Origin of the sequence: Streptomyces sp. NRRL S-244, from assembly GCF_000717915.1 — a bacterium.
GTDB lineage: Bacteria > Actinomycetota > Actinomycetes > Streptomycetales > Streptomycetaceae > Streptomyces.
Genome location: NZ_JOCX01000006.1, coordinates 114,115 through 126,235, shown reverse-complemented (window position 1 = coordinate 126,235; position 12,121 = coordinate 114,115). Strand labels below are relative to the sequence as shown.

The window sequence follows — 12,121 nt, the reverse complement described above, 5'->3', positions numbered from 1 at the left end:
AGTTACGCGGTGGTAACGATTGAACGAGTGTCAAGTGCGCGGATCAGCCGTTCTGGGGCGTGGCACCCGCGCCGCCCGCGGCGCCGGTCAGGGCGCTCTTGGCCTTCCACTCGTCCCAGGACAGGTTCCACTCGCCGTAGCCGTTGCCGATGTCGGCCTTGCCCTTGGAGCCGTCGCCGGTGACCTCGACCAGGTCGCCCACCTGGGCCTCGGCGAACAGCGCCTTCGCGTCGGAGTCGCTCATGCCCACGCAGCCGGAACTGGTGTTGGCCCGGCCGAAGTTGCCCGTGTTCCACGGCGCGGCGTGGATGTACATGCCCGACCAGGTCACCCGCATCGAGTAGTCGACCATCTTGTCGTAGGAGTCGCCCAGGCCCACCGTCTGGGAGTCCATCCGGATGGTGCCCTCCTTCGACATCAGCACCATCTTCCCGGACCAGGAGGCCTTCTGGCCGCCGGGCGTGCCCGCCGAGACCGGGATCGTCTTCACGCTCTGGCCGTCCTCGGTCACCGTCATCTTGCGCGTGTCGAGGTTCACCTGGAGCCGGCGGTCCTTGCCGATCTTGAACTCGGTGTTGTAGTCCTTGACGAACATCCCGCCGCCCTGGCCCGAGTCCACCCCGTTGAGGGTCATCTCGACCTTCACGTCGGTGCCGGACTTCCAGTACTCCTTCGGCCGCCAGTCCACCCGGTCGTTGCCGGTGTAGTCCTTGAACCAGCCCCAGGACCCCTCGGTGTTGTTCGAGGTGGTGACCTTCAGGTGCTTCTCGACCTCGGCCTTGTTCTTCACCGGGTTGTCGAAGACGATCGAGACCGGCTGGGCGATGCCCACCACCGGGTTGGCCTTGCCCGGGTTGATGGTGACCTTGTTCACCTTGTCCGCGGCGGCCGTCTTGAACTGGGCGTTCGCGCTCTGGCTGTCGGTGTTCTGCGCCTCGATCTTGTAGTCCGTGCCCGGCGAGGCGTTGCGCTCGGAGGTCCACGTCTTGCCGTCGTCGGCTATCTTCCCGGGCAGCTCGCCGCCCTTGCCGTCGGACACCTTGACCAGGGCCAGCTTCCCCTCGGCGAGGGTCACCTTCACCGGCTCACCGGGCTTGGCCTGATCGCCCGTGAGGTTCACGGATATCGCCATGTCCGGCTTCTTCTTCGCGTCCGCAGTGCCGGAAGCGCCCGCGCTCCCGCTTCCGCCCGAGCCGCCGCAGGCGGTCAGCGCGGCGGCCATGAGTGCGGTCCCGGCCAGCATGGCGTGGCGACTGCGTGCGGTACGGCGTGTGCGGCTCAACGAAAACCCCTCCAAGTAATGATCGTTCGCAAATGGAGATGCGGACGGCACGACTTTAGGTTGCGCAATCCGCCAAAAAGATCGGACTTTCGGTTGTGACGTGGACCGCAGCGAAACGGTCATCGTCCGGTCACAATCGCCGCGCACCGCGGTCACGGACTCCTGTGAGAGTGCTGTGCGTCCCGCATCCCCGGACGTACAGGAAGGCCGATCCGCCGTGTGCGCACTGCTCGTGACCCCCGCCCAGCGACACCAGTCCCCGGAGCGGGAGCTGAGTGTGCGTCCGATGTCCGTACCGGAATACCAGGGCTTCCTTTCGGGTAACCGGAACGCGAGCTTTCTCCAGTACCCCTCCTGGGCCGAGGTAAAGGACCTTTGGCGCTCGGAAAGGGTCGGATGGCACTACCCCGACGGGCGAATAGCCGGTGCCGGGCTGGTCCTCTACCGCCAATTCCCCGGCACCCGCAAATACTTCGCGTACCTCCCCGAAGGCCCGGTCGCCGACTGGTCCGACCCGCACATCGACCGGTGGCTGGACCCCCTCAAGCGGCATCTGCGCGCGGCCGGCGCCTTCGCCGTCCGGATGGGGCCCACGCCCGCCTACCGCCGCTGGGACGCCGCCGCCGTCAAGTCCGCCACCGGAGCGGGCCGGCAGATCTCCGACGTGCTCGCCACCGAGGTCGACCCGGTCGGCGCCGCCCTCGCCGACCGGCTGCGCACCCGCGGCTGGAAGCGCTGCGGCGGGGAGGACGACGGCGACGCCCAGCCCCGCCACGTCTTCCGCGTACCGCTCGCCGGGCGCTCCCGCGAGGAGCTGTGGTCCGGCCTCAACCAGGAGTGGCGGCGCAACGTCCGCAAGGCCGGGAAGGCAGGCGTGCAGACCGTCCTCGGCACCGCCGCCGACCTGCCCGAGTTCTACCGGCTGCTGCGCATCACCGAGGAGCGCGACGGCTTCCGGCTCGGCCGCTCGCTCGCGTACTACGAGCAGCAGTACGAGGTCCTCAACGCCGAGGCGCCCGGCCGGATGCGCCTCTACCTGGGCATCCACCAGGGCGAGATCCTCGCGGCCCACACCATGATCGTGGCCGGGAACCGGGTCTGGTACCAGACCGGCGCCTCCGCCGACCACCGCCGCGAGGTCCGCCCCAGCAACGCGCTCCAGTGGCGGATGATGTGCGACGCCCACGACCTCGGAGCCGACGAGTACGACATGCGCGGGGTACCCTCCACCCTTGACCCCGACGAACGTTCTTTCGGGCTGCTGCGCTGGAAGCTCGGCACCGGCGGGCAGGTAGTCGAAACGCTCGGCGAGTGGGAGACCCCCATGGACGGATACGCCAACACGGCGCTCCACAAGGCATTCCAGGCCTACCTGGCCCGCCGGTGACCACCACCGACACCAGACCGGCCACCGGCCCCTCCGCCGGAGGCGCCACCGGCGCGGATCCGGGGAAGAGCTCGGTGCTGCGCAGCGGCGCCCTCATGGCGGCCGGCTCGATCGTCTCCCGCGCCACCGGATTCGTCCGCTCCGCCGTCGTCGTCGCCGCCCTCGGCACCGGGCTGCTCGGCGACGGCTACGCCGTCTCCAACACCGTCCCGAACATCCTGTACATGCTGCTCATCGGCGGCGCGCTCAACGCGGTCTTCGTCCCCGAGCTGGTCCGGGCCGCGAAGGAGCACCAGGACGGTGGAGCCGCCTACACCGACCGGCTGCTCACCGCCTGCACCGCGGCGCTCGTCGCACTGACGGCCGTCGCCGTGCTCGCCGCGCCGCTGATCGTCTCCGCGTACACCCCGTACACCGGCGGCCAGGCGAGCACCACCGTGGCCCTGGCCCGGTACTGTCTGCCGCAGATCCTCTTCTACGGGCTGTTCACCCTGCTCGGCCAGGTGCTGAACGCACGCGGCCGGTTCGGCGCGATGATGTGGACCCCCGTCCTCAACAACATCGTGATCATCGGCGTCTTCGGGCTCTTCCTGTACGTCTCCCACGACGCGGCGGACGGCCTGACGGCCGGCGAGACCCGCCTCCTCGGCCTCGGCACCACCGCCGGCATCGTCATCCAGGCCCTCGCGCTCATCCCCTCGCTGCGCGCCGCCCGCTTCCGCTGGCGCCCCCGCTTCGACTGGCGCGGCCAGGGCCTCGCCCGCCCGCTGCGCAACGCGGGCTGGCTGGTCATGCTCGTCTTCACCAACCAGATCGGCTACTGGGTCGTCACCCGGCTCTCCACCGCCACCGGGCACCAGGCCGTGGAAGCCGGGCTCGCGGGCGGCGCCGGGTACACCGCCTACAGCAACGCCTACCAGCTGTGGATCGTCCCCCAGGGCATCATCACCGTCTCCCTCGTGACCGCCCTGATGCCCCGGATGAGCGCGGCCGCCGCCGACGGCGACCTCGGCTCGCTCCGCCGCGACGTGTCGTACGCGCTGCGCTCCAGCGCCGCCCTCGTCGTCCCCGCCGCCGCGCTCTTCGCCGCGCTCGCCCCCTGGGTGATGGGCAGCGTCTTCGGGTACGGGCGCACCGGCGCCGCCGACACCGCGGTCATGGCCGGCATGCTCACGGCCTTCGCGCCCGGCCTGATCGCCTTCTCCGGCCAGTACGTCCTCTCGCGCGCCTTCTACGCCCTGTCCGACACCCGGACCCCGTTCTTCCTGAACCTGGTCATCGCCGCCCTGAACGCCGGGCTGTCGGCCGCCGCCTACCTGCTGCTGCCCCCGCGCTGGGCGGTCACCGGCATGGCCGGCGCCTACTCCGTCGCCCTGTTCGCGGGCCTCGCGGTGACCGCGTACACCCTCGCGCGGCGGCTCGGCCCGCGCACCGGGACCCGTACGCAGCGCCGCGCCACCGCGGTCCGCACCCACCTGCGGCTGCTGACCGCCTGCCTGCCCGGGGCCGCCGCCGCTTACGCGGCCGCCCGGGCCGCCGACGGCCTCGGCGACTTCGCCGCCGCCGGAGCGGGAACCGCGGCGCTCGCGCTCGTCGTCGTCCTCCTCGCCAGGCCGCTCGGCCTCACGGAGATCACCGACCTGCTGGACTCCCTGCGGCGCAAAGCCGGCCGTTAGCAGGAGACGAAGCCCCGAACCACCTTGGACAATGACCCGATGCCACGCGTACTGCTGATCGAGGACGACCCTTCCATCCGCGAAGGAGTGGGCCTCGGCCTGCGCCGACGCGGCCACGAGGTGAGCGCCGCCGAAACCGGCGAGGCGGGCCTCGCGCTGATGGGGACCTTCCTCCCCGAGCTGGTCCTGCTCGACCTCATGCTGCCCGGGATGAACGGCGTACAGGTCTGCCGCCGCATCCGCGAGACCAGCCAGCTCCCGATCATCATGCTGACCGCCCGCGGCGACGACTTCGACATAGTCGTCGGCCTCGAAGCCGGCGCCGACGACTACATCGTCAAACCCGCCCGCACCGAGGTCATCGAGGCCCGCATCAAGGCCGTGCTGCGCCGCCTCGGCGCCCCGGCGGGCAGCCGCCCCGAGGTCGAGTTCCACGGCGAGCTCGCCGTCGACCGGGCCGGACTGACCGTCGCCAAGAACGGCGAGCGCGTCCCCCTCGCCCCCAGCGAGATCAAACTCCTGCTGCACCTGTCCGCCTCGCCCGAGCAGGTCTTCTCCCGCCAGCAGCTCCTGGAGTACGTCTGGGACCACAGCTACCACGCCGACGCCCGGCTCGTGGACGCCTGCGTACGCCGCCTGCGCACCAAGGTCGAGGACCCCGACGGCAGCCCCCGCTACATCCAGACCGTGCGCGGCTTCGGCTACCGCTTCGGCCCGCTGTGAGGCGCATCGCGCCGCTCGGGCTGCGCACCCGGCTGATCGCGGCCTTCCTGCTGGTCGCCGCGATCAGCGCGGTGACCACGGCCACGCTGACCTACCAGCAGGCCCGCACGGCCGTCCTCAAGCAGAGCCAGGACACCGCGGTCAGCACCCTGCGCGACCAGATCGAGACCCAGCCCCTCGATCTGCCGCTGGACCAGGCACAGCTCCAGCGGATCGTCACCGAGCTGGGAAAGAGGGGCAAGCCGAACCCCTGGAACGTCTTCGGGGAGTACGGCACCCTGCGGGCCTCCAGCACCAGCGCGCCCACCTCCACCGTGGTCACCGAGGAGCTCCGCCGCCAGGTGACGGCCCATCCGCACGGCGCCTTCCAACGGGTGACCGATCCCGCGGGCAGACCGTACCTCGCCGTCGGCATGCCGGCCGTCTGGCTCCACCACGACGTCCGGGAACCCACCGGCCTGGTCCTCTTCGCGACGATGCCCCTGACCACCGAGGGCAAGACGGTCGAGGCCATGGTCGAAGCCGCCAAGCGCGGCGCCGTCCCCGGCCTCGCCATCGCCGTCATCCCCGCCCTGCTCGCCGCGCGCAGCGTGCTGCGCCCCGTACGGGACATGCGCCGCGCCGCCCAGCGGCTCGGCAGCGGCCGCCTCGACACGCGGATCGAGGTCCGCGGCTCCGACGAGCTCGCCGGACTCGCCCGCACCTTCAACGAGACGGCCGTCGCCCTCGAACAGTCGGTGAACGAGCTGCGGGAGGCCGAGGTCCGCGCCCGCCGCTTCGCCTCCGACGTCTCCCACGAACTGCGCACCCCGCTGGCCGGGATGCTCGCCGTCACCGAGGTCCTGGACGAGGAGGCCGAGCGCCTCGACCCCGACACGGCCGCCGCCCTGCGGCTGGTCAGCGCCGAGACCGGAAAGCTCGCCGTCCTCGTCGAGGACCTCATGGAGATCTCCCGCTTCGACGCCCGCGCGGCCGAGCTCAACCTCGACGACGTGGACGTGGCCGAGGCCGTGCGCAAGACCGTCGAGCGCCGCCACTGGGACGACGAGCGGGTGCTCACCGACCTGCCGTCCCAGGTCCGCGCCCGGCTCGACCCGCGCCGCTTCGACGTGGTCCTCGCCAACCTCGTCGGCAACGCCCTCAAGCACGGCGGCGCCCCGGTCCGCGTCGGCGTGCGCACGCAGGAGCGGCCCGAAGGCCCCCGGCTGCTGATCGAAGTCGCCGACAGCGGGCCCGGCATCGCCCCCGAGGTGCTGCCGCACATCTTCGACCGGTTCTTCAAGGCCGACGCCGCCCGCACCCGCTCCGCGGGCAGCGGCCTCGGCCTCGCCATCACCCTGGAGAACGTCCGGCTGCACGGCGGCACCCTGCGCGCCGCGAACGGCGCCGCCGGGGGAGCGGTGTTCACCCTCGACATGCCCCTGGAGGCCGACGCATGACCCGGACACGGGCGGCCGCGGCCGCCGTCGCCCTGCTGCTGGGAGGACTGCTGCTCACCGGCTGCGGGATCAAGCCCACCGGAGTCATCGAGAGCGGAGCCGCCGCGAAGGTCGTCGTGCCCGGGCCCGGGACCAAGGGGACGGTGTACCTCGTTGCGTCCGACGGGCGGCTCTTCCCCGTACCCGACAGGGAGCAGCCCTCGGTGTCGGAGGCTTCGCTCCTCATCCGCCTGCTCGTCGGCCCCACCGAAGCGCAGAGGGCCGCGGGCCTGGAGACCCGGCTGCCCGTGCTGGACATCAAGAAACAGGGCGCCAGCGCCGGGACGACCATGATCTCGGCCGACACCATCGGGGTCGGCGTGCCGTTCAAGGTCGCCACCCTGTCCGAGACGGCCCGCCAGCAGCTGGTGTGCACGGTGGCCTCCACCGATCCGCGGTACCAGGTGGTCCTGCTCGGCCCGGACGCCGACATCGGCCCCGCCCGCTGCGAACTCGGCGACTAGGCCCTCCAGACCGTCCCCTTGCGGTGGAGCGGGGGCCCCGCCACCGTGGCCCCATGGACCCCGCCGCGTACGTGCCCGACGTGTTCGACCCCCGGATCTACGGGGCCGGGATCCCGTACGCGAGCTACCGGCTGCTGCGCGAGCACCATCCGGTGGCCTGGCAGGAGGAGCCGGAGATCGCCGGCTGGCCCGCCGGCCCCGGATTCCGGGCGGTCACCCGGCACGCCGACGTGGTCCGGGTGCTGCGCGACCACGCCACGTACTCCTCCTGGCTGGGCGCCACCCAGATCCGCGATCCCGACCCGGCCGACCTGCCGTTCCTGCGGCGCACCATGCTCAACCAGGATCCGCGCCGCGCCGCGGGCGACCACGGGCGGCTGCGCCGGCTGGTGTCCCGCGCCTTCACCCCCGCCCGGGTGGACGACTTCGCCGGCCGGGTCCGCGAGCGGGCCCGTACGCTGCTGGCCGCCGCCCGGGACGGCGCCGAGGACGGCGCCGCCGACCTGGTCCGTACGGTCACCGACGAGTACGCGCTGCTCAACCTGGCCGACCTGCTGGGCGTTCCGGCCGCCGACCGGGGCCTGCTGCTGGAGTGGACCGTACGGGTCATCGGCTACCAGGACCCCGAGGACGCGCCCGCGCCCCGGCTCGGCCCCGACGGCAAGCCCCTGAACCCGCGCTCCCCGGCCCTGCTCGGCGAGATGTTCTCGTACGCCCGGGAACTGGCCGCGCACAAGCGAGCGCACCCCGGCGACGACGTGATGACGGCGCTCGCCGGGGCCGGACTGGACCCGGCCGAGCTGGAGATGTTCTTCTTCCTGCTCACCGTCGCGGGCAACGACACCGTACGCAGCGCGGCCCCCGGCGGTCTGCTGGCCCTGGCCGGCGACCCGGACGCGTACCGGCGGCTCGCGGACGGCCGGGTCCCGATGCACACCGCGGTGGACGAACTGCTGCGCGTCCACCCGCCGGTGCTCAGCTTCCGGCGCACCGCCGCCGTCGACACCGAGCTCGCCGGGCAGCCGATCCGCGCCGGGGACAAGGTGGTGGTCTTCCACGCCTCCGCCAACCACGACGAGCGCGTCTTCACCGACCCCGGGCGCCTCGACCTCGGCCGGACGCCCAACCCGCACGTCTCCTTCGGCGACGGACCGCACGTCTGCCTCGGCGCCCACTTCGCCCGGCTCCAGCTGCGCGTGCTCTACGAAGAGTGGCGCGCGGCCATGCCGGCCCCCGAACTCGCGGGCCCGCCACGCCGGTTGGTGTCGAACTTCATCAACGGGATCACACGGCTGCCGCTGCGGGTGTCCGGGCCTGCCGGGTGACGTCGGCCAGCAGTTCGACCACGTCCGGGCCGTAGGCGTCGGAGTTGTTGACCTTCAGCACCACGCAGAAGGATTCCCCGCGGTAGCGGCGGGCCAGGTCCTTGTGGTGGCGCGCCAGGAAGCGGGCACCCGCCTGGTTGCTGATCGCGGTCTGCCCGGAGACCAGGAACACCGGGCGGCTGCCCGGCCCGGCCGTCAGCCGGGCCAGCAGCACGTGGTCGATCTGGCCCTTCTGCCAGCGGTACGCCTCCCCGCCGACGTGGATCGCCCCGCGGTCCGGCCCCGGCTCGCGGGAGAGGTCGACCCGCACCCCCGGCAGCATGGAGGCCAGGTGCGCCGCCGTCCGCGCGTTGGACACCGGCCCGCCCACGCAGAACTCGGCGCGCTCGCCGAAGCCCTGGCGGACGGAGTCGTGGGAGACGATCTGGAGATTGGCCCCGCAGTCCTTGATCAGGGCGGATATCTCCAGCAGCGCGAAGGCGTCGTTGCGGTGCACCGACCCCTCCGTGCCGCCCATCTGCCGGTTGACCACGAACAGGCAGTCGGAGCCGGTGGGCAGGCCGAAGAAGGCCTGCTTGCGGCGCAGCGTACGGCGCCACAGGTAGGTCCGGGAGAACCAGCCGAAGCCGCCGCTGATCGCGGTGGCCACCACCCCGAGCACGATGTTGCGCACGTCGTCGTTCATGCGCCGGATGCTAGCCCGCACGGCGTCTTCCTGACGCGGGGGGTGCGGTGAAGTTACAGTGCCGAGTCAGGGTTCAGGCCTGTCCGGTGGGGTGTGACGGGCCGTCGACTGGAGGTTCGGATGCGTCGTTCCGCCACACGTCAGTTAGCGCTCGTCGCCCTCGCCGGAGCGCTGGTGTCCACCGGCGCGGCGCCGCCGCCCCCGGAAGCCGCGGGCGGTGCTCCCGCGAAGGTCCCCGTCGCCGCGGGGTACGGCGGGGCCGTCGCCAGTGTCGACGCCGACGCCTCGGCCGCCGGCATCGCGGTCCTGCGCTCCGGCGGCAACGCCGTGGACGCCGCCGTCGCCACGGCCGCCGCGCTCGGGGTGACCGAGCCGTACTCGGCCGGCATCGGCGGAGGCGGCTACTTCGTCTACTACGACGCCGAGTCCCGCCGGGTGCAGACCATCGACGGCCGCGAGACCGCGCCCGCGACGGCGACGGAAGGCCTGTTCCAGGAGAACGGCGTCCCCATCCCCTTCGAGCAGGGCCAGACCAGCGGCCGCAGCGTCGGCGTCCCCGGCACCCCGGCCACCTGGAAGAGCGCCCTGGACGCCTGGGGCACCCGGCCGCTCGGACAACTCCTGAAGCCGGCCGAGAAACTGGCGCGCGACGGGTTCACCGTCGACACGACGTTCCGGGCCCAGACCGAGCTCAACCGGGACCGCTTCAAGGACTTCCCGGACACCGCGAAGCTGTTCCTGCCGGGCGGGGCCCTCCCGGTGGTCGGCTCCACCTTCAAGAACCCCGACCTGGCGGCCACGTACGCCGAGTTGGGCCGCAAGGGCACCGGTGCGCTCTACCGGGGCCCGATCGGCGAGGACATCGTCCGGGCCGTCCGCAACCCCCCCGTGGACCCGGCCGCCACCCGGATCGTCCGCTCCGGCGACCTGACCACCGGCGACCTGCGCGCGTACGGGACCAAGCGGCAGGCCCCGACGCAGGTGGGCTACCGGGGCCTCGACGTGTACAGCATGGCGCCCTCCTCCTCGGGCGGCACCACCGTCGGCGAGGCGCTCAACATCCTGGAGCGCACCGACCTGTCGAAGCTGTCCGAGACCCAGTACCTGCACCGGTTCATCGAGGCCTCGCGGATCTCCTTCGCCGACCGCGGCCGCTGGGTCGGCGACCCGGCCGCCGTGAACGTGCCGACGCGGGAGCTGCTCTCGCAGCGGTTCGCCGACTCGCGCGGCTGCCTGATCGCCCCGGACCGTACGCTGACCAGCCCGCTCGCCCCCGGCGATCCGCGCCACCCGGCGGCCTGCGGCGGCTCCGGCCAGGCCGCACCGACCACGTACGAGGGGGAGAACACCACGCACCTGACGGTCGCCGACCGCTGGGGCAACGTCGTCTCGTACACCCTGACCATCGAGTCCACCGGCGGCAGCGCGATCACCGTCCCGGGCCGCGGGTTCCTCCTCAACAACGAGCTGACCGACTTCTCCTTCGCCCCGGCGGCTCCCGGGGTCCCGGACCCGAACCTGCCCGGCCCCGGCAAGCGGCCGCGCTCGTCCATGTCCCCGACCATCGTGCTGGAGCACGGGCGCCCGGTGCTCGCGGTGGGCTCCCCGGGCGGCGCCACCATCATCACCACGGTCCTGCAGACCCTGATCGGGCACCTGGACCGGGGCCTGCCGCTGGTCGACGCCATCGCGGCGCCACGGGCCAGCCAGCGCAACCAGACCACCACCGAGCTGGAGCCGGGCCTGTGGAACAGCCCGCTGCGTTCCGGGCTCGAGGCGCTGGGCCAGGGCTTCCGGCAGAACCCGGAGATCGGCGCGGCGACCGGGGTCCAGCGGCTCCCGGACGGGCGCTGGCTCGCCGCGGCCGAGACGACCCGGCGGGGCGGGGGTTCGGCGATGGTGGTCCACCCGCACGGGAAGCCGTGAGGCGCGGCCCGGGGCTCAGAGGGCGGTGAGGATCCTCGGGCCGTCGGCGGTGATCGCGACCGTGTGCTCCACGTGCGCGGCGCGGCTGCCGTCGACGGTCCGCAGGGTCCAGCCGTCCGCATCGCACCGGTAGTCGTCCCCGCCGCCCGCGATCAGCATCGGCTCGATGGCGAGGACCATGCCGGGGCGCAGCTGCATGCCGCGCCCCGGCCGGCCCTCGTTGGGCACGCCCGGGTCCTCGTGCATGCTGCGGCCCACGCCGTGGCCGCCGAAGTCCTCCATGATCCCGTACCCGGCGGAGCGGCAGACCGTGCCGATGGCGTACGCGATGTCGCCGATCCGGTTGCCCGGCCGCGCGGCGGCGATGCCGGCCGCGAGGGCCGCCTCGGCGGTCTCGACCAGCCGCACGTCGGCCGGGCGGGGGCGGCCGACGGTGAAGCTCACCGCCGCGTCCCCGACCCAGCCGCCCAGCTTCGCCCCGCAGTCGATGCTGACCAGGTCCCCGTCGCGGAGCCGGTAGCCGTCGGGGATGCCGTGCACGATCGCGTCGTTGACCGAGGCGCAGATCACCCCGGGGAAGGGCACCGGCGCGAAGTGCGGCCGGTAGCCGAGGAACGGCGAGCTCGCGCCCGCCTCGGCCAGTACCGCCCGGGCCGCCCCGTCCAGGTCCAGCAGGGACACCCCGACCCGCGCCGCATCCCGTGCGGCGGCCAGGGCATGGGCGACGACCCGGCCGGGGGCGCGCATCGCGTTGATCGACTCTTCCGTCTTCAGTTCCACCATGCCAATAACTATACCGGTATAACTTTACCGGGATAGTTATTGGGGGAAGCGGTAGGGTGGGGGCATGGTCCGTACCCCTCTCACCCCCGAAGAGCGCGAGCGCGGCGAGCGCCTCGGTGCGTTGCTGCGCGAGGCCCGCGGCGTCCGCAGCATGGTCGAGGTCGCGGCGAGCGCCGGGCTGTCCGCCGAAACCCTCCGCAAGATCGAGACCGGCCGCGCGCCGACCCCGGCCTTCTTCACCGTGGCCGCCCTCGCCGAGGCGCTCGGGCTGTCCCTGGACGATGTGCTGCGCCGCTGCGCGTTCGTGCCGGCCTGAGGCTCGGCCGGCTGCTCGGCCGGTTGCTCGGCCGGTTGCCTGGCCGGCCGATTGGCCGGACGCTCCGCCCGGGCCG

General features: G+C 72.7%; 11 protein-coding genes. 8 read left to right on the top strand and 3 right to left on the bottom strand.

The annotated features are described in order from the left end of the window. Window positions 1-43: 43 nt before the first annotated feature. Window positions 44-1,282, bottom strand: a complete 1,239-nt coding sequence (locus IF02_RS0109405) for an Ig-like domain-containing protein (protein ID WP_037835881.1) — start codon at window positions 1,280-1,282, stop codon at window positions 44-46. Window positions 1,283-1,568: 286 nt separating this feature from the next. Between IF02_RS0109405 and IF02_RS0109400 the strand changes: the two genes are divergently transcribed. The 6 genes from IF02_RS0109400 to IF02_RS0109375 are packed head-to-tail and all read left to right on the top strand — an operon-like array spanning window position 1,569 to window position 8,335. Further along, window positions 1,569-2,669, top strand: a complete 1,101-nt coding sequence (locus tag IF02_RS0109400) for a lipid II:glycine glycyltransferase FemX (protein ID WP_106977257.1) — start codon at window positions 1,569-1,571, stop codon at window positions 2,667-2,669. Further along, on the top strand, window positions 2,666-4,345 hold the full coding sequence (gene murJ / locus IF02_RS0109395; protein WP_051696049.1) for a murein biosynthesis integral membrane protein MurJ: 1,680 nt from the start codon (window positions 2,666-2,668) through the stop codon (window positions 4,343-4,345). Before IF02_RS0109400 ends, murJ begins: the two co-directional genes overlap by 4 nt. A gap of 39 nt (window positions 4,346-4,384) precedes the next feature. Continuing rightward, complete coding sequence (locus IF02_RS0109390) at window positions 4,385-5,068, top strand: response regulator transcription factor (protein ID WP_030155239.1); 684 nt, start codon at window positions 4,385-4,387, stop codon at window positions 5,066-5,068. Beyond that, window positions 5,065-6,507, top strand: a complete 1,443-nt coding sequence (locus IF02_RS0109385) for a sensor histidine kinase (RefSeq protein WP_030155237.1) — start codon at window positions 5,065-5,067, stop codon at window positions 6,505-6,507. Before IF02_RS0109390 ends, IF02_RS0109385 begins: the two co-directional genes overlap by 4 nt. After that, a complete protein-coding gene (locus IF02_RS0109380) occupies window positions 6,504-7,010 on the top strand; it encodes a hypothetical protein (protein WP_051696047.1) in 507 nt (168 codons plus the stop codon). Before IF02_RS0109385 ends, IF02_RS0109380 begins: the two co-directional genes overlap by 4 nt. Before the next feature lie 53 nt (window positions 7,011-7,063). Continuing rightward, complete coding sequence (locus IF02_RS0109375) at window positions 7,064-8,335, top strand: cytochrome P450 (protein WP_030155233.1); 1,272 nt, start codon at window positions 7,064-7,066, stop codon at window positions 8,333-8,335. Here the strand turns inward: IF02_RS0109375 and IF02_RS0109370 are convergent. Beyond that, complete coding sequence (locus tag IF02_RS0109370) at window positions 8,295-9,020, bottom strand: hypothetical protein (RefSeq protein WP_030155231.1); 726 nt, start codon at window positions 9,018-9,020, stop codon at window positions 8,295-8,297. The two genes, IF02_RS0109375 and IF02_RS0109370, sit on opposite strands and share 41 nt — an antisense overlap. A 120-nt stretch (window positions 9,021-9,140) precedes the next feature. Between IF02_RS0109370 and ggt the strand changes: the two genes are divergently transcribed. Further along, the gene (ggt, locus tag IF02_RS0109365; protein WP_030155229.1) at window positions 9,141-10,946 is read left to right on the top strand and encodes a gamma-glutamyltransferase; all 1,806 of its coding nucleotides are present in this window, start codon (window positions 9,141-9,143) and stop codon (window positions 10,944-10,946) included. A 15-nt stretch (window positions 10,947-10,961) separates the two neighbouring features. Here ggt and map read toward each other — a convergent pair whose 3' ends face one another. Then, window positions 10,962-11,729, bottom strand: coding sequence for a type I methionyl aminopeptidase (map, locus tag IF02_RS0109360; protein WP_030155227.1), 768 nt, complete (start codon window positions 11,727-11,729; stop codon window positions 10,962-10,964). 64 nt (window positions 11,730-11,793) lie between these two features. Between map and IF02_RS0109355 the strand changes: the two genes are divergently transcribed. Beyond that, a complete protein-coding gene (locus IF02_RS0109355; RefSeq protein WP_030155225.1) occupies window positions 11,794-12,045 on the top strand; it encodes a helix-turn-helix domain-containing protein in 252 nt (83 codons plus the stop codon). The last annotated feature ends 76 nt before the right edge of the window (window positions 12,046-12,121 follow it).